General features: G+C 71.5%; 14 protein-coding genes and 1 pseudogene. 9 read left to right on the forward strand and 6 right to left on the reverse strand.

Translation table 11 applies throughout. The annotated features are described in order from the left end of the window. The first annotated feature begins 90 nt into the window (after nucleotides 1-90). The 4 genes from ACIP63_RS19840 to ACIP63_RS19855 all read left to right on the forward strand — a co-directional run bounded on the left by ACIP63_RS19840 (nucleotide 91) and on the right by ACIP63_RS19855 (nucleotide 5,547). Nucleotides 91-2,115, forward strand: coding sequence for a heavy metal translocating P-type ATPase (locus tag ACIP63_RS19840; protein WP_401517238.1), 2,025 nt, complete (start codon nucleotides 91-93; stop codon nucleotides 2,113-2,115). Nucleotides 2,116-2,254: 139 nt separating this feature from the next. Beyond that, a complete protein-coding gene (locus tag ACIP63_RS19845) occupies nucleotides 2,255-3,709 on the forward strand; it encodes a basic amino acid/polyamine antiporter (RefSeq protein ID WP_401517240.1) in 1,455 nt (484 codons plus the stop codon). A 71-nt stretch (nucleotides 3,710-3,780) separates the two neighbouring features. Then, nucleotides 3,781-5,046: an arginine deiminase gene (locus tag ACIP63_RS19850; protein WP_401517241.1), complete on the forward strand. Its 1,266-nt coding sequence runs from the start codon at nucleotides 3,781-3,783 to the stop codon at nucleotides 5,044-5,046. 120 nt (nucleotides 5,047-5,166) lie between these two features. Then, nucleotides 5,167-5,547, forward strand: a complete 381-nt coding sequence (locus ACIP63_RS19855) for a DoxX family protein (RefSeq protein ID WP_401517242.1) — start codon at nucleotides 5,167-5,169, stop codon at nucleotides 5,545-5,547. A 49-nt stretch (nucleotides 5,548-5,596) separates the two neighbouring features. Here ACIP63_RS19855 and ACIP63_RS19860 read toward each other — a convergent pair whose 3' ends face one another. After that, nucleotides 5,597-6,481 (reverse strand): endo alpha-1,4 polygalactosaminidase, encoded by an 885-nt coding sequence (locus ACIP63_RS19860; RefSeq protein ID WP_401517243.1) that lies wholly within the window; start codon nucleotides 6,479-6,481, stop codon nucleotides 5,597-5,599. A 102-nt stretch (nucleotides 6,482-6,583) separates the two neighbouring features. After that, complete coding sequence (locus tag ACIP63_RS19865; RefSeq protein ID WP_401517244.1) at nucleotides 6,584-6,991, reverse strand: winged helix-turn-helix transcriptional regulator; 408 nt, start codon at nucleotides 6,989-6,991, stop codon at nucleotides 6,584-6,586. 98 nt (nucleotides 6,992-7,089) lie between these two features. Between ACIP63_RS19865 and ACIP63_RS19870 the strand changes: the two genes are divergently transcribed. Then, nucleotides 7,090-7,959 carry an alpha/beta fold hydrolase gene (locus ACIP63_RS19870; RefSeq protein WP_401517245.1) on the forward strand — a complete coding sequence of 290 codons (870 nt, stop codon included), beginning with the start codon at nucleotides 7,090-7,092 and terminating at the stop codon, nucleotides 7,957-7,959. A 98-nt stretch (nucleotides 7,960-8,057) separates the two neighbouring features. Here ACIP63_RS19870 and ACIP63_RS19875 read toward each other — a convergent pair whose 3' ends face one another. The 3 genes from ACIP63_RS19875 to ACIP63_RS19885 form a co-directional block, all read right to left on the reverse strand. Further along, the gene (locus tag ACIP63_RS19875) at nucleotides 8,058-8,981 is read right to left on the reverse strand and encodes an adenosine kinase (RefSeq protein WP_401518264.1); all 924 of its coding nucleotides are present in this window, start codon (nucleotides 8,979-8,981) and stop codon (nucleotides 8,058-8,060) included. Nucleotides 8,982-9,108: 127 nt separating this feature from the next. Then, a complete protein-coding gene (locus tag ACIP63_RS19880) occupies nucleotides 9,109-10,488 on the reverse strand; it encodes an alpha-amylase family protein (RefSeq protein ID WP_401517247.1) in 1,380 nt (459 codons plus the stop codon). Between the two features lie 196 nt (nucleotides 10,489-10,684). Then, the gene (locus ACIP63_RS19885) at nucleotides 10,685-11,446 is read right to left on the reverse strand and encodes an IclR family transcriptional regulator (RefSeq protein ID WP_401517249.1); all 762 of its coding nucleotides are present in this window, start codon (nucleotides 11,444-11,446) and stop codon (nucleotides 10,685-10,687) included. A gap of 273 nt (nucleotides 11,447-11,719) precedes the next feature. On the opposite strand from ACIP63_RS19885, the gene ACIP63_RS19890 reads away from it, so the two are divergent. From ACIP63_RS19890 to argB, 3 genes and pseudogenes are all read left to right on the forward strand, one after another. Beyond that, nucleotides 11,720-11,803 (forward strand): putative leader peptide, encoded by an 84-nt coding sequence (locus ACIP63_RS19890; protein ID WP_401518266.1) that lies wholly within the window; start codon nucleotides 11,720-11,722, stop codon nucleotides 11,801-11,803. 243 nt (nucleotides 11,804-12,046) lie between these two features. Then, nucleotides 12,047-13,510, forward strand: coding sequence for a hypothetical protein (locus tag ACIP63_RS19895; RefSeq protein WP_401517251.1), 1,464 nt, complete (start codon nucleotides 12,047-12,049; stop codon nucleotides 13,508-13,510). 320 nt (nucleotides 13,511-13,830) lie between these two features. Further along, nucleotides 13,831-14,631 (forward strand): annotated as a pseudogene (gene argB, locus ACIP63_RS19900) (acetylglutamate kinase); the annotation flags it as partial. A 175-nt stretch (nucleotides 14,632-14,806) separates the two neighbouring features. On the opposite strand, the gene ACIP63_RS19905 reads toward argB, so the two are convergent. Next, on the reverse strand, nucleotides 14,807-15,325 hold the full coding sequence (locus ACIP63_RS19905) for a GNAT family N-acetyltransferase (protein WP_401517253.1): 519 nt from the start codon (nucleotides 15,323-15,325) through the stop codon (nucleotides 14,807-14,809). A gap of 187 nt (nucleotides 15,326-15,512) precedes the next feature. Here ACIP63_RS19905 and ACIP63_RS19910 point away from each other — a divergent pair, with 187 nt between their 5' ends. Further along, the gene (locus ACIP63_RS19910; RefSeq protein ID WP_401518269.1) at nucleotides 15,513-16,628 is read left to right on the forward strand and encodes an alpha/beta hydrolase-fold protein; all 1,116 of its coding nucleotides are present in this window, start codon (nucleotides 15,513-15,515) and stop codon (nucleotides 16,626-16,628) included. The last annotated feature ends 1 nt before the right edge of the window (nucleotide 16,629 follow it).

Consider the following 16,629-nt stretch of genomic DNA (forward strand, 5'->3'; position numbering starts at 1 on the left):
CATTCTACGGATGACACATGAAGACCTGTTCATATATTCCTGTACGGTGAGGGCGTCGTCGTCCCGCCGCCCATGAGGGGTCGTTCCGTCATGCCCGCTGATGTCCTCCCGCGCCCCTCACGGGCCGCCGCCCGCGCCGACGCGGTCCCCCGGCGTCGCACGCGCGTCCTCGCGCTGGCCGAGGCCCGCTGGGCGGGGGCGGCTCTGGTGCTCTTCCTGCTCGCACTCCCCCTGGAGCTCACCGGCGCCCCGGGCTGGACATGGGGCCCTCTGTACGCCCTGGTGTACGCCGCGGGCGGGTGGGAGCCGGCGCTGTCGGGACTGCGGGAGCTCCGCGAGAAGGTCCTGGACGTGGACCTGCTGATGATCGTGGCCGCGCTCGGCGCCGCCTCGATCGGACAGGTGATGGACGGGGCCCTGCTGATCGTCATCTTCGCGACCTCCGGCGCACTGGAGGCACTGGCCACCGCGCGCACCCAGGACGCGGTCCGCGGGCTCCTGGATCTGGCTCCGGCCACCGCCTCCCGCATCACCGCGAACGGTGGCGAGGAGAGCGTCACCACCGGGGAGCTCGTGGTCGGCGACGTCATCCGGATCCGGCCCGGGGAGCGCGTCGGTGCCGACGGGCGGGTCCTCGACGGGGCGAGCGAGGTCGACCAGGCCACCATCACCGGCGAGCCGCTGCCCACGGCGAAGGAGCCCGGGGACGAGGTGTTCGCCGGGACGCTGAACGGCACGGGCACGCTGAAGGTCGCCGTCGAGCGGGACGCCTCCGAATCGGTGATCGCCCGGATCGTGACGATGACCGAGGAGGCGTCCCGGACGAAGGCCCCCACCCAGCTGTTCATCGAGAAGGTCGAGCAGCGCTACTCGCTCGGCATGGTGGCCGCCACCCTGGCCGTCTTCCTCGTACCGCTCGCCTTCGGTGACGACGTGACGGGCAGTCTGCTGCGCGCCATGACGTTCATGATCGTGGCCTCCCCCTGCGCCGTGGTCCTGGCGACCATGCCGCCCCTGCTCTCCGCCATGGCCAACGCGGGGCGGCACGGCGTCCTGGTCAAGTCCGCCGTCGTCATGGAGCGCCTCGGGCAGACCGACGCGGTGGCCCTGGACAAGACCGGCACCCTCACGGAGGGCGCTCCGCGCGTCACCGGCGTCCACCCGCTCCCCGGGTCCGGGCTGACCGCGGACACGCTGCTGACCCTGGCCGCCGCCGCCGAGCATCCCAGCGAGCACCCGCTGGCCCGTGCCGTCGTGCACGCCGCCCGGGAGCGACGCCTTCCCCTGCCCTCCGCCTCGGACTTCACCTCGGCACCGGGAACCGGCGTCGCGGCCGATGTCGGCGGCCACCGGATCGCGGTCGGCTCCCCCGCGCGCCTCCTGCGCGACTCCGCGTCCCCCGGGACGGCCGGGGCCGCCGCGTCGGCCGCCGCCCTGGAGGAGACGGGATGCACGGCGGTGCTCGTCGTGCGTGACGGCCTGCCGGTCGGGGTGCTCGGGATCGCCGACCGCATCCGGAGCGACGCCTCCGCGACGGTCGCCGCTCTGGCCCGGCTGACCGACGGGTCCCCGGTGCTGCTGACCGGCGACCATCCGCGCTCCGCCGCACGGCTGGCCTCCGAGGCCGGCATCACCGACGTCCGGGCGGGACTCCTGCCCCAGGACAAGGCGGCGGCCGTCCGCGAGCTGGAGCGCGCCGGGCGCAAGGTGCTGGTCGTGGGTGACGGCGTCAACGACGCGCCCGCGCTGGCTGCCGCGCACATCGGGATCGCGATGGGACGCGCGGGCTCCGACCTCGCACTGGAGACCGCGGACGCCGTCATCATCCGTGACGAACTGGCGACCGTGCCCACGGTGGTGGCCCTGTCCCGGGCGACCCGCCGACTGGTCGTGCAGAATCTGGTCGTCGCCGGTGTGTTCATCTCCGGCCTGGTCGTCTGGGATCTCGTCGGCCATCTGCCGCTCCCGCTGGGCGTCCTGGGGCACGAGGGCTCCACCGTCATCGTCGGCCTGAACGGCCTCCGGCTGCTGCGCGAATCGGCCTGGCGCCGCGCCTCCGGTCCTGGCGGCGCCGGTTCGGCGCCGAAGTCCCGGCCCGCCGACGCCACCGGGTGACGGGCCGTCAGCGGTGCCGCGCGAGCGCCCGACCGCCCGGCGGCACCACCCGACCCGCCGCCACCTATGCCCCTTATCGGATGCCAGGTCCTGTTTGCCGTTAAAGTTCCCTCGTAACTGCATCACACGAGGGGACAGGATGACCAGCTCCCGGACAGGGACCGACGTCCCCGAAGGCCCCACCACTGCGGCGAAGATGACGCTGCTCACGCTCACCACCATGGTGGTGGGCTCGATGGTGGGCGCCGGGGTGTTCTCCCTCCCGTCACGCTTCGCGCAGGAGACGGGTGTCGCCGGGGCGCTGATCGCCTGGGCGATCGCCGGCACGGGCATGCTGATGCTCGCGTTCGTCTTCCAGACACTCGCCGTACGCCGGCCCGATCTCGATGCCGGTGTCTACGCCTACGCCAAGGCGGGATTCGGCGAGTACCTCGGCTTCTTCTCCGCCTTCGGCTACTGGGCCAGCGCCTGCGTCGGCAACGTGACGTACTGGGTGCTGATCACGTCGACGATCGGAGCCGTCTGGCCGGCCATGGGCGACGGCGACACCGTACTGGCCGTCATCGTGTCCACGGCCGGTCTGTGGGCCTTCTACCTCCTCATCCGCCGGGGCGTGAAGGAGGCCGCGGCCATCAACAGGGTGGTGACCGTGGCCAAGGTGGTCCCGATCATCGTCTTCGTCATCCTCGCCCTCTTCTTCTTCGACGCGAAGGTCTTCGCCGACAACTTCGGCGGAGCGGACTACGCGGGCTCCCTGTTCAACCAGGTGCGCGGCACCATGCTGGCCACGGTGTTCGTCTTCCTCGGGGTGGAGGGCGCCAGCGTCTACTCGCGCCACGCGAAGCGCCGGGAGGACATCGGGAGAGCCACCGTCCTGGGGTTCCTCAGCGTCTTCGCCGTCTTCGCGTCCGTCACCATCGTGTCGTACGGCATCATGCCGATGGCCGACATCGCCGAGCTCCGTCAGCCCTCCATGGCGGCGGTCCTGGAGGAGGCGGTCGGGACCTGGGGGCAGGTCTTCGTGAGCGTGGGCCTGATCGTGTCCGTGCTCGGCGCCTATCTCGCCTGGACCCTGATGGCCGCCGAAGTCCTCTTCGTCGCGGCCGAGGACGACGACATGCCGCGCTTCCTGCGCCGCTCCAACTCCGCCGACGTGCCTGTGCCGGCGCTGCTGATGACGACCCTGCTGTCCCAGGTCGTCCTGATCATCACCCTCTTCTCGGACGACGCGTTCAACTTCGCCCTCGATCTCACCAGTGCCCTGTCCCTGATCCCGTTCCTCCTCGCCGCGGCGTTCGCCGTCAAGATCATGGTGCGCCCGGACGAGCTGACCAGGGGCCGGAGCCAGGGGCGCTACCTCGCCGTGAGCATCGTGGCGACGGTCTACACCGCCTTCCTCCTGTTCGCGGCCGGGCTGAAGTTCGTCCTGGTCTCCTTCATCGTCTACGCCCCCGCCACGATCCTCTTCGCGATGGCCCGCAGGGAACAGGGCCGCCGGGTCTTCTCCCCCGCCGAGCTCGTCATCTGCGTGGTCTCGGTCGCCGGGGCCGTGATCGGCGTGGCCGCTCTGGCCTCCGGCTGGATCAGCCTCTGAGGTCCCACCCGTTCCGCCCGTCCCGCCCGGCCCTCGCGGGCGCAGTGGCCCCCGACCGAAAGGCAGCCCACATGACGAACGCATCCGCCGTGGACCCCGGCCTCGCGCACGGCGTCCACTCCGAAGTCGGCAAGCTGCGCAAGGTGCTGGTCTGCGCGCCCGGCCTCGCGCACCGCCGGCTCACCCCGAGCAACGCCGACGACCTGCTCTTCGACGACGTGATGTGGGTGGACAACGCACAGCGTGACCACGCCGATTTCGTCGGCAAGCTCCAGCAGGCGGGCGTCGAGGTGGTCGAGCTGCACGACCTGCTGGCCGCGACACTTTCGGATCCCGTGGCCAAGGCGTGGCTGCTCGACCGCAAGATCACCCCCAACGAGGTCGGCCCGGGACTCGTCGATCCGACCCGCGCCTTTCTGGAGTCGCTGGAGCCGCACGGGCTCGCGGAGTACCTGATCGGCGGCATGGCCACCGCGGACCTGCCCGACGCGTACCGGTCCGGCTACCTGGCGCTCGCCCGCGAGTCGGCCGGGGCGCGCGAGTACCTGATGCCGCCTCTGCCGAACACGCTCTACACCCGCGACACCACCTGCTGGCTGTACGGAGGGGTGACGCTCAACCCCCTGTACTGGCCCGCGCGTCACGACGAGACGCTGCTGATGAAGGCGGTCTACCGGTTCCATCCGGACTTCTCCGACGCCAAGGTCTGGTGGGGCGATCCCGAGGCCGACTGGGGCCGGGCCACCTTCGAGGGCGGTGACATCATGCCGGTCGGCAACGGTGTCGTCCTCATGGGAATGAGCGAACGCACCTCACGACAGGCCATCACCCAGGTCGCGGCCTCCCTGTTCGGCCAAGGGGCCGCCGAACACGTCGTGGTGGCGGCCATGCCGAAGCTGAGGGCCGCCATGCACCTGGACACCGTCTTCACCTTCGCCGACCGCGACATCGTCACCGTCTATCCGAAGATCATGGACGCGGTCCACACCTTCTCCCTCCGCCCGAGCGACCGTTCACCCGGCGTCGAGGTCATCGACGAGGGATCGCGTCCGTTCACCGATGTCGTCGCCAGGAGCCTGGGCCTGCCCGCCCTGCGGGTGATCGGGACGGGCGGCGACGTGTACGCCTCCGAGCGCCAGCAGTGGGACAGCGGAAACAACGCCGTCGCCCTCGAACCGGGGGTCGTCTTCACCTACGACCGCAACACCCAGACCAACGATCTGCTGCGCGCGGCGGGAGTCGAGGTCATCACCATCGTCGGTGGCGAGCTGGGCCGTGGCCGGGGCGGCGGGCACTGCATGACCTGCCCGCTCATCCGCGAGCCGGTGGCCTTCTGAGCGCCGGGCCGTGCCGGCCTGTTCCTCCGCCGTCGCCCGGCGGTACCCGCTCGGCCCGGCGGGCCTTACCGTGGAGTAACCTTCGGGTGCCCGCCGCCGGCCGAGCACCCAGGAGCCCTCATGGCACGCGTCCCCCGCACCCCCTCGCCCCTGCTGCTGGCCGGCCTCCTGGCCGCGGCCGGGGTCGCGCACTTCGCCGTTCCCGAGCCGTTCGACGCGATCGTGCCGCGGGCCCTCCCCGGCAGCCCCAGGAGCTGGACCCGGGCCAGTGGGGCCGTGGAGCTGATGCTGGCGGCGGGACTGGCCGTGCCTCGCACCCGGCGCCTCAGCGCCCGTGCCTCCGCGCTCCTCTTCGTCGGCGTCTTCCCCGCCAACGTCAAGATGGCGTACGACTGGCGTGACCGCCCGGCACCGGCGCGCGCGCTCGCCTACGGCCGGCTCCCGCTCCAGATCCCGCTCTACCTGTGGGCCCGCGCCGCGGGCCGCCCCGCAACCGGCTGACAGCGAGGCCGTCCGGCCCGGCCGAGTGATCCCGGCGCGCGTCCGGAGCTCAGCAGGTCCGGTACACGTACCCCTTCTCGCCCGCGGGCAGCACATCGAGGTCCCGCAGGACGAGGGAGACCCTGTCGCCCCATGCCGAGCAGCTCTCGTCGAAGCTCACGTCGCCCTCGCCCTCGTACTCGATCGCGAAGACACGGCCGTCGTACGCTTCGGCGTAGGCACCGCATTCGTCGAACTGGGCGCATTCCTCCGTCACCGCGAAGTCGAATCCGATCGTGGCGTGCCGGTCGAGCAGGTCGGTGGTGTTCTTCTGCCCGATCGCGAGGCCGTCGCTGTGGGCCCGTTCCGCCAGCACTTCGGCGAAGGCGGCGTTGTGATCCGCCGTCAGCTTCCCCTTCGAGCGTTCGAAGGAGTCGAGGTTGTCCGGCTCCACCGCCTGGAAGCCGCTGTCCGCGCAGCCGTCGATCCATTCACCGACGATCTCGGCGAGCTCGGCCCGCCCGGTCTCCGTCGAGGTGTCCAGAAGCACTTCGTCCCAGCCCTCGTCGATGATCGGCTCTCCGTCGTCGTCACGCAGCAGCAGGCCGGGGTGGGTGTCCTGCCACCACTTCAGCGCGCCGGGCTGCGTCTGGAAGGCGTTGACGTAGCAGACGTTGTACAGGCCGGGGGCCGGATCGTCCTCACGGTCCCGCGATACGGCGCGCACCCCTTCGGGCGGCGTGTAGCCCCCGCCGATCTGGTAGTCGAACTCCATGCCGGCGGCCGGCAGTGCCACGTCGGCGGGCTTCGGCTGCTCGGATCCGTCACCGGCGGGTGAGCCGCTCGCGGCGGAGCACCCCATCAGCACACATGCTCCGAGGGCGGAGGCAAGGCCCGCTGCCACGGCGGAGGCGCGCTTGCGACGGAAGAGCGGGGGAAGGGTACGACCGGCCACACGTGTCTCCAGGTGTCGGGGTCCTGAGGAGGATCTGCCCATCCTCTGTCACCGCGACTTCCGGCCGCGCACCGGGCAGCGACGACCGTGGGCGGCCGTTCCTCAGGAATCGGCGGCACCCTCGTCCGCCAGCTGCTGGGCCCGGTCGATCTCGGCCATGTGTTCCTCGGCCCACTGACGGACAGCGGCCAGCGGGACCTCCAGCGACACTCCGAGATCGGTGAGGCCGTAGTACACGCGCGGCGGCACGCTCGACTCCACCCGCCGGCTGACGAGGCCGTCACGGCACAGGGCCTGCAGCGTGACGGAGAGCATCTTCTGCGAGACGCCGGCCATGCGCCGCTGCAGCTCGGCGAAGCGCACCTCGTCGGGGGAGGCTTCCGCCAGCACCTTGACGGCCATCGAGGTCCACTTGCCGCCGATCCGGTCGAGGAGCCGCCGGGTCGGGCACAGCGGGTCGAACAGATCACCGCGGGCGCCTACGGGCGGACGCGTGGTCCGAGGGGTCACCTGGAGCTCACCACCTGGGATGAAAGTACGGTCTTGGCGGCTCCAGGGTAGTTACCTATCGTTTTCTTGTCACCATTGGTAACCGAGGGAGAGCCACCGTGCCCGTCTCACCGAACCCCACGCAGCCCGGCCGGGTACCGGGAACCGAACTCCGTCGCGTCTCCGTCAACGGCGTGGAACTCAATGTGGCGACCACCGGCACGGGGCCCGCCGTCCTGCTGCTCCACGGGTTCCCCCATACCTGGCGGCTGTGGACCGGGGTGATGGGCGGCCTGGCCGGACAGCACCGGGTGATCGCCCCCGATCTCCGGGGCCTCGGCGCGAGTTCGCGCGCTGCGGACGGTTACGACGCCGGGACGCTCGCCGGGGACTTCCTGGCGCTCCTGGACGCGTGCGGCGAGAGGTCCGCGGCCGTGATCGGCATCGACGCCGGCACCCCGCCCGCGTTCCTGATGGCCATGCGCAGCCCCGAGCGCGTCAGGCGGCTGGTTCTCATGGAGTCACTACTGGGCCCGCTTCCCGGTGCGGAAGAGTTCCTGGCGGGAGGCGCCCCGTGGTGGTTCGGCTTCCACTCGGTCCCGGGCCTCGCGGAGACCGTGCTGCCGGGCAACGAGGCGGCGTACATCGACTGGTTCCTCGGCCAGGGCACCCTGGGCGAAGGGATCGCGCCGGAGATCCGGGACGCCTTCGTCAGCGCGTACACCGGCCCCGAGGCCCTGCGGTGCGCGTTCGCCCACTACCGCGCCATGCCCACGAGCGGCGGGCAGATCCGGAAGGCCGTGGAGACCGGCCGGCTGACGGTGCCCACGATGGCCGTCGGCGCCCGGCCGGTGGGGCGTTCGCTGGAACGGCAGTTGCGCCCGGTCGCGGACGATCTCACCGGTCACGTCGTCGAGGACTGCGGTCATATGATTCCGCTGCACCGGCCCCAGGCACTCCTTGACCTGGTGCGCCCGTTCCTCGCCTGAGACCGCCGGGGCCGGGGGAACGGTGACCGAGAGGCGCCGTGCCCGGCCGGGGCGGCTCAGGGGGTCAGCTCACCGAGATGCTGGAGCCCTCGCTGCTCTCACAGCCCTCCGTCGTCATGATCATGTATGGCGACCTGGGCGAGAAGCTCCTCCAGGCCGATGGCATCGGTGCGCGTGGAGGGGACGGTGCAGGCGTAGGCGCCGGCCACGGTCCCGTACAGGGCGCAGCGCCGGGGGTGTTCGCCGTTCAGCAGGCCGAACAGGAACCCGGAGGCGAAGGCGTCACCGGCGCCGTTGGAATCCACCACCGGAGCGGGCGGAGCGACGGCGGGGGTGTGCGTCAGCTCGCCGTCGTACAGCAGGTACGACCCGTCGGCCCCCGCGGTCGCGACCACGGTCCGGGCCCTGCCCCGGTCGGCGATGTCACGCATGGTGCGCTCCGGGTCGGTCAGAGCGGTGGTGGACAGGAACACATGGTCCGCCTGGAGGGCGAACGGCTCGTGGTAGGTGTCGACGCCGTCCCAGTTGTGCAGATCGGTGGAGACGGTCACACCGGCCTCACGGAGCACGGGCAGCGTGAAGGCGCACGGATGCGTAATGACGACGTGGGCGTGGCGGGCGGCGGCGACGAGTTCGCGGACGGTCGCTTCCTCGAACCGGTCCGATTCCTGCGAGCGTGCGGCGTCGTACAGGGAGAGCCTCCGCCCGTCCGGGCCGACGAGGTTGACGGCGCGTTTGGTACCTCCCGGCAGGGGCGCCTCGGTGAGCGGGATGCCCCGGTCGCGGTGGAGGGCGCGGACCAGGTCTCCCTCGTGGTCGTCGCCGATCACGTCGAGGTGGTGGGTACGCAGACCGAGGGCGTGCAGACCGAGGGCGACGAAGTCCCCGCTCTGTCCCGCGCGGGTCTCGATGCCCGGCCGGATCATGTAACTGTCCGCGAAGGGGAGCGGGAGTTCAGGGACATGGACGATGGTGTCCACGCCCGCGCCGCCCAGGACGAGAACGTCGGTCCGCTTGTGCATGAAGGTGGTCGTGCCTCTCGCTTCAGGGGATTCGCTCATGGTGTCGCCGTTCGGTCCGGTCGGCCCACGACGCGCAGGACGGAGCGGGCTCCGTCCTGCGCGTCTTGGGTCCGTGTCGCGTTCCCGGTCAGCCCGCCCGGGCTCCGGTGTGCAACGCAAGTGCCCCGCGGGCCGGCACCGTGGCCTTGACGGTGCCGTCGTCGCCGACCGTGACGGTGTTGCCGTCGCAGTCGTCGGGCGAGGCGGCGGCGACGTTGCAGTACGTGCCGCCGGGCAGAGAAGTCGTGAAGGTCTCCTCCAGGGCACCGTCCGCGTTGTTGAGGGCGACGAACCCCTTGTCTCCCCGGCCGAACGCAATCGCGCTGCTGCCGTTGTCCCACCAGTCGGTCAGCTCGGCGGAACCCACCTCGTTACGGAAGCCGACCATGCCGGTGACGGCCTGCTGGGTGTGGGTGTCCGTCCAGCCGTCGCCGCCGCTCGGCGGGCCGGCGTCCTTGTCCGACCACTCGTAGCCGGAGTAGACGTTCGGTGAACCGTACGGTGAGGCGAGCATGAAGACGTTGGCGAGCGTGTAGACCGCGCCGTCCTTGTAGGTCAGGGTCGAGCCGTTGCGCTCGGTGTCCCAGTTGTCGACGAACGTACGGGCGGAGCCGCTGCTCAGCTTTCCGTCGGCGACGGACTTCAGCTGGGCGAGGCCGCCCCCCTGGAAGGCGCTCTTGAGGTGGCCTCCGTAACGGAATTCGTCGACGTCGCCGATCCCGGCGTACTCCTCGGGCTGCACGGCCTCCCCGCCGCCGTGGATGACCTCGGAGACCCAGAACCCGGGATCGCTCATCTTCGCCTTGATGGCTGCGACGTCATCGGCCGCCATGTGCTTGGCCGCGTCGATGCGGAAGCCGTCGACACCCATCGACCGCAGGTCGTCGAGGTACGCGGCGATGGTGGAGCGGACGTCCTCCTTGCCGGTGTCGAGATCGGCCAGTCCCACCAGTTCACAGTTCTGCACGTCGCCACGGCTGGTGTAGTCCTTGACGGCGGTGCGGCAGGCGTGGAAGTCGGCATCCTCGAAGTAGCCGGGGTAGCCGTACTTCGTGTAGGCCGTTCCTCCCGTGCCCGTCCCGGAGCCGGCGGCCATGTGGTTGACCACGGCGTCGGCGACGACCTTGACCCCGGCGGTGTGACAGGCCTCCACCATGGCGGCGAAGGCGTCGCGGTCTCCCAGGCGGCCCGCGATCCTGTAGCTGACCGGCTGGTACGAGGTCCACCACTGGTCGCCCTGGATGTGCTCGGTGGCGGGTGACACCTGGACGTAGCCGTATCCGGCGGGGCCGAGCTGGTCGGTGCAGGCGGATGCCACGTCCGCGTACGGCCGTTCGAACATGGTGACGGTGACGGTCTTCGCGCCGGGCGGTGTCGCCTGCGACTGCCAGGGGGCGAGCAGGGTGAGACCGGCGACGGTCATGACTCCGGCCAGCGTTCCGCCGACCAGGCGGAATGGGTGCTGCATGTGCGGCTCCTTCGACGACAGGGCACGGATGTGCCCTCGAAGACAGCCACGCGCCAGGCTGCCGTGGGGGGAACGTGTCGGAGCCTGCCGCTCCGTCCGTACCGCCGTCAAGGAATTCTGCAAGCTCTTTCAGATTCTTGCGCAAGGTGAAGGTGTCGCTTTTTCCCGTCAGTTGCCCCCTCGGAAGGCGGCCGGGTCAGGAGGAGGACGGCGGCAGCAGTCCCGCCGCACGCCGCAGTTCCACGGCGTGCCGGGCCAGCTCGGGTTCGCCGCCGCGGTCCGCCGGCATGGAGGCCATCAGCGCGAGCCGGTCGCGCCAGCTGCTGCCCGCCAGAGGCACGGCGACCGCGCTCATCCCCGGCACCCACTCCCCGGCACTGTCGGCACGGCCGAGGGTACGGATACCGGCCAGCTCCGAGAGCAGGGCGTCACGGGCGACGGGGGCGTGGCCGGCGGCACCGGGGAGGTGCTCCTCCGGGTAGAGGGCGCAGACCTGTTCGGTGGTCAGCTGGGCAAGGAGCACCTTGCCCGCCGAGGTGGCGTGTGCGGGGTGGGCACGGCCGGTCTCCAGGACGGCACGCACGGGGTGCGGCGATTCCCGGCCATCGGTGATGATCACCTGGTCGCCGATCAGGGCGGCGGTACTGATCGTCTCCCCGGTGGCGGCGGCGGCCGCGTCCAGCACCACTTGCAGGCGGGCCCGGATCCCGGGGCCGTAGCCGGCCGGGCGGCCCAGGGCGACGAGTTCGGGCCCCGCGGAGTAGCCCCGGCCCGAGGTGTCACGGGTGGCGAAGCCTCGCGACTCAAGAGTGCTGAGCACCCGGTGCGCGGTGGAGCGGGCCACTTCCAGCTCTCTGGCGGCATCGGTGACCGACAGCGTGTCGTGGGTGAGGAAGAGACGCATCAGACGCAGCCCTGTGTCCAATGACTCGATGATGTAGCTCCTGGGGTCGGCCACGGGGTCCTCTCGGTCGTGTCACAGGGGCCGTGTTCGTGGTGCGGCGCCCGGCACCCATGATTCGGGCCGTGCGGACGGTGGCGCAACCGACGTCGAGATAGGGCCGTCGCCGTCGACGACGCGGACCCGGGAGGGCGCCGGTTCCCGCTCGCGAGCCTGTCCACGCGGGCGTCGATCCACTCCACACCGCCTGGCGGGATCACGGTGACAACCAAGTCCGCGCATTCCAGCTGCTCTTGACCGGGCGCCGGCCGTGCTGCTTGGATCACCTGCATGAAGCGCTGCCAGGAGTTCACGCGACGACGCCATGTCGATCTCGTGCGAACCGCCGGCGCGCTCTGTCTGCGCGTCGGCTGACACCGCTGGCGGGTTGCTGTCTCCGCACCCGTCCATCGCCTGATCCACCGCGCGGCTCCGTGGAGCCACTTCCGACGCTGCCGCGGTCCGTGAGGGCTCCTCCCGGCCCGCCGCGTCGTCGTATCCGACGCCCCCGGTCCTGCCCGTGGGACTCCCGACGCGCCCTGCACACAGCACGGTCGGCATCTCGCGCCGATTCCCCCTGCCCCAGGCCACATCCGAACCGGAAAGGACCGTCCCGCCGTGTCCCTCTCCCCCGCTCCCCGCCGGGCCTCCCGCCGGAGGCCTCTCGGCGCCCTGCTCGCGGCCCTCGCCCTCGGCTGCGCCGTCCCCGCCTCGGCCGCCTCCGCCGCACCCTTCGGCCCGACGCCTCCTCACAACCCCTACGCGGGCCCCGACGGCACCGCCACCATGCACGGGGACACGGGTTCCTCCGACACGACGCCGCTGGCCGGGCCCGGTGCCGGCACCCTCACGTCCTCCCGCACCGCCCTGGCCTCGGCCTGCCCGACCGTCCTGGTCGGGGCCGACGGCTACCCCGTCGCGCTCTGCACCCCGATCTTCGGCCAGGTGCCGACGGTCCATCTGCTCGATCCGGACGACGGGTCCTCCCTGGCGTCGCTGAAGCTGACCAAGGGATCGCTGCTGGGTGGCGTCTACGCCTACATCGACCACCAGGACCGGCTGGTCGTCGCCGACGGCAGCCGCAGCCTGCTCCGGGTCGGACACCACCGGGACGACGACGGTGCCTGGAGTCTGAGGATCGACCGGAGCCTGTCGCTGGCCTCCGTCATACCCGAGGACGACGCGGTCACCGGTCTGTCGCCCGACTGGGACGGCCGCGTCTGGTTCGCCACCGGCGGCGGAGTGGTGGGCACGGCCGACGACACCACCGGCACGGTGAAGGCCCTCTCCCTCCCTGCGGGCGAGCGCGTGGCCAACAGCATCTCCACGGCCCCGCAGGGCACCGCGGTCACCACCACCCATGCCACCTATCTGCTGACCGCGGAGGGTGGTACGCCGACGATCCGCTGGCGCAAGGAGTACGACCGCGGTTCCGCCCGTAAGCCCGGCCTGCTGAGCTGGGGCAGCGGGTCGACCCCCACGTTCTTCGGTCCGGCTGAGGGAACCGAATACGTCGCCGTCGTCGACAACGCCGATACAGCGGCCAACCTGAAGGTGTACCGCACCGCCGACGGCTCCGACGTCTGCTCGGTCCCGGTGCTCAGGGCCGCGAACGGCCCCGGGAGCGAGAACTCCCCGGTGGGCGCCGGTCGCAGCGTCTTCGTCGCGGGCACCTACGGATACCCGTACCCCGCCGTCCCCGAGGGCGCGGGCGCCAGCGTGCCCACCTCCGCGGACTTCGCGGGCGGCCTGACCCGGGTGGACGTACGGGCCGACGGCTCGGGCTGCTCGCTCGCGTGGGACAACGCGCTGCGGTCGGCAGCCGTGCCGAAGCTGTCGACGGCCGACGGGCTGCTCCACACGGTGGTGCGCGACCCGCTGATCCCCGGCACCAAGGGAACGAGCCTGCTCGACCCGTACCGCTACGTGCAGATCGACCCGGCCAGCGGACAGATCACCCGCTCCACGAAGGTCGGGGTGGGATCGCTGTACGACACCCTTCAAATGGCGGGCACGATCGCGCCGGACGGCGCCTACCTCCAGGGCACGGTGACCGGGGTGCTGCGTATCGCCGCCCGGTGAACGTGCGTGGCGGGCGGGTGGTCCCGCCCGCCACGGGCGAGCCCTGCGACATCCGGCGCCGCCCGTCACCGACACCCGATTCGCCCGGAGTTCCACAGAGGTCACCGCCGCAACGGCTGGTACGAGATGCGACGCACGCCGTCGAGCTGCTGACCGGCCGTCAGAGGAGGTCGCTCGCCGACCCACTCACGCCCCACAGTTCGGTTCTGCCGGCCACCTGAGCAGAACCGAGAACCGACGCAGCAGATTAGGTTAGGCTAAGCTATCTAATCCTTGGATTTCCCAGGGACGCGTGTGCCAACGACGGAGGCAGCTCACCCATGGACGTGGTCGTCGTCAAGTTCGGCGGCAACGCCATGGTGGACGCGGACCTCCAACGGTCCTTCGCACACGACGTGGTGGAGCTGTGGCGCGCCGGGCTGCGCCCCGTCGTCGTGCACGGGGGCGGGCCGCAGATCAACGCGATGCTGGACCGCCTCGGCCTCGAGACGCGCTTCGAGGCCGGTCTGCGGGTGACCACGCCGGAGACCATGCAGGTGGTGCGCATGGTGCTGACGGGCGGGGTGCAGCGGGAGCTGGTGGGCCACATCAACGCCCACGGTCCGTTCGCCGTCGGCATGACGGGCGAGGACGCACACACCATGACGGCAGTCCGGCGGCCGGCATGGGTGGACGGCCTGCCCGTGGACATCGGTCTCGTCGGTGACGTCGTGGACGTGAACCCGGGCATGCTGCGCACACTTCTGGACCAGGGACACATCCCGGTGGTCTCCCCCGTCGCACGCGGTGAGGGCGGGCACGTCTACAACGTCAACGCCGATCTCGCGGCGTCGGCCCTGGCGGTCGCCCTCGACGCCGAGCGGCTGGTGATACTCACCGACGTGGAAGGGCTCTACGCGAACTGGCCGGAGAGCTCCGAGGTGATCGCGCGGGTGACCGCCGACGCACTGCACGAACTGCTGCCGGGGCTGGCGAGCGGAATGCTGCCCAAGATGGAAGGCTGCCTGCGTGCCGTCCGCGGCGGCGTGCGCAGCGCGCACGTGCTCGACGGCCGCGTGCCGCACGCGGTGCTGCGGGGCGCGCTCGACGCGACCAGCCCCGGGACCACGGTCGTACCAGACAGCGCCGAACCGAGGACCACGGTCGTCGTACCGGACAGCGCCGAACCGAGGACCACGGTCGTACCCCACGCGACCGGGCCGATGGCCACGGCCGCACCCGACGGGAACAACACCGCGTGGCCGGCCCGGGTTGTACAGTCCATCCCTGCCACCGACCGGAGTTGACGGCTCGCGCTCACCAAGTGAGCGCGAGCACTTGCGCGTTGCGCCCGGGATCCAGCGACTTCACCCACGGCCGAGGTGCGGAACGCGCGGCAGCGGGCGTGAACCCGTGGCGCAGGAAGAGCGCGCCGTCACCGGTCGTCGCGGTGAACAGGGCTCCGACGCCCTGGCCGTGCGACCGGGCCAGCACGGCACGCAGGAGGCCGGCTCCCACCCCTCGGCCCTGCCGGTGCCCGGCCACGCAGAAGTTGTACAGCACGCCCGCAGGGCCCTGGCCCCCCGCGTCGTCCGGGTACACCCGCAGCCCGACGCAGCCTTCGAGGGAGCCTCCGGCGCCCTCCGCCACCAGGAAGTCCGCCGCGCGGGCCGCGTAGAGCGCGACGGGCCGCTCACGCAAGGCCCCCGAGTGCACGAACGGCCTGGCCAGGTCCGCGAGTGCGGCTGCGTCCGCCCCAAGGCCGGAGCGCAGGCGGGGCCGCGTCGCACGCAGCTCATGCGGCAAGGCGGGAGAGCGCGGCGTGACCGTGATCAAAGCCGCTCCCCTACCGGTCGCGGACGGATTGCTCGACAGGACATGGCGGGACCGTTCGGAGGTGGACGGAGGATGGAAGCGAAGGCAATGATTAGGTTAGGCTCACCTAATCATTGCGGGCTCATCTCCGCAACTTCCCTCTCCCAAGGAGACGTTCATGCCCCACAGCTGCTCCGGCGGGCCGGCCATGAGCGAGCCCGCGTCCTCCCTCGCGGCCGGCTCGGAGAGCGCGTTCGGCGCGTTCGGACTGTCCGGCAGCCCTGGTTCCGACGCGTTCTGGGCGGCCGCGCGGTCGCCCTCGTCGGTACCGGGCGACGACGGCGGCTGGGTGACGTTGTTCCTGTGGCGCCGGTCGCCCGCGACCATCGTCTTCGAGAGCTGGTCGAAGCCCCTCCCCCTGCGCCGATGGGGCGACACCGACTGCTGGTACGCCGAGGTGCGCATGCCCCCGCGGCTGCGGGTGACCTATCGGTTCCTCGTGGACGACGCGGTGTACGCCGATCCGTTGAACCCGGTCGGGGCGGGCGGTGACCGGTCCATCGCCGCGACGCCGGACGCCCCTCACCACCCGCACTGGCCCGCCGTGGGGGCCGACGACGTCCTGCCCGTGCCGAAGGCCCGTATCCGCTGGGCAGGCGGACGGCTCGGCGGACGCCGTACCGTGCGGGTCCACCCGGTGGGCGGCGGCGGTCCGGTGGTCCTGCTGCTCGACGGCGACGACTGGCTGTATCTCCACCCGGCCATGACCGCGTTCGACTCGGCCTTCGAAGCCGGCGAGATGCCGGCTGTCACCCTGGTCTTCCTGCCCGCCAAGGACAGGGCAGCCGAGTTCCAGTGCAGCCCCGGGCTGTGGGAGGCGGTCCGGGACGAACTGCCCCGGCTGGTGGCGGAATCCGGTGTGCCCGCCGACTGGGACCGGCTGGTGGTCGCCGGACAGAGCCTCGGCGGGCTCAGCGCGATGTACGCGGCGCTGGAGTTCCCCGGCCTGGTGTCCCGCCTCGCCTGCCAGTCCCCGTCGTTCTGGTGGGCGCCCGGGGCCCTGGACCGGACGGACCTCATGGAGGGCCCCGTGGGCGGCGCCATCGCCGCGCGGCTCCGGGAGCGCCCCGACCTGTCCGGGCTGAGGGTCGCGTTCGACGTGGGAGAACACGAGGCCGGGATGCTCCCCCACTGCGAGCTCGCCGAGACCCTGACCGAGCAGGCCGGTGCGGCGGTACGCGTCTCACGGTCGGCCTCGGGACACGACCGGGCGGGCTGGCGGCACGCCCTCGTCAGGGATGTCGCCTGGGCGCTCGCCCGGTAGC

The sequence above is a fragment of the Streptomyces sp. NPDC088746 genome, assembly GCF_044751065.1.
In the GTDB taxonomy this organism is placed as follows: domain Bacteria; phylum Actinomycetota; class Actinomycetes; order Streptomycetales; family Streptomycetaceae; genus Streptomyces.

Excerpts from the sequence above, each read along its gene's own strand:
- ACIP63_RS19840 (WP_401517238.1), top strand. The coding sequence starts at position 91 with ATGCCCGCTGATGTCCTCCCGCGCCCCTCACGGGCCGCCGCCCGCGCC.
- ACIP63_RS19845 (WP_401517240.1), top strand. The coding sequence starts at position 2,255 with ATGACCAGCTCCCGGACAGGGACCGACGTCCCCGAAGGCCCCACCACT.
- ACIP63_RS19850 (WP_401517241.1), top strand. The coding sequence starts at position 3,781 with ATGACGAACGCATCCGCCGTGGACCCCGGCCTCGCGCACGGCGTCCAC.
- ACIP63_RS19855 (WP_401517242.1), top strand. The coding sequence starts at position 5,167 with ATGGCACGCGTCCCCCGCACCCCCTCGCCCCTGCTGCTGGCCGGCCTC.
- ACIP63_RS19875 (WP_401518264.1), bottom strand. The coding sequence starts at position 8,981 with ATGCACAAGCGGACCGACGTTCTCGTCCTGGGCGGCGCGGGCGTGGAC.
- ACIP63_RS19880 (WP_401517247.1), bottom strand. The coding sequence starts at position 10,488 with ATGCAGCACCCATTCCGCCTGGTCGGCGGAACGCTGGCCGGAGTCATG.
- ACIP63_RS19890 (WP_401518266.1), top strand. The coding sequence starts at position 11,720 with ATGAAGCGCTGCCAGGAGTTCACGCGACGACGCCATGTCGATCTCGTG.
- ACIP63_RS19910 (WP_401518269.1), top strand. The coding sequence starts at position 15,513 with ATGAGCGAGCCCGCGTCCTCCCTCGCGGCCGGCTCGGAGAGCGCGTTC.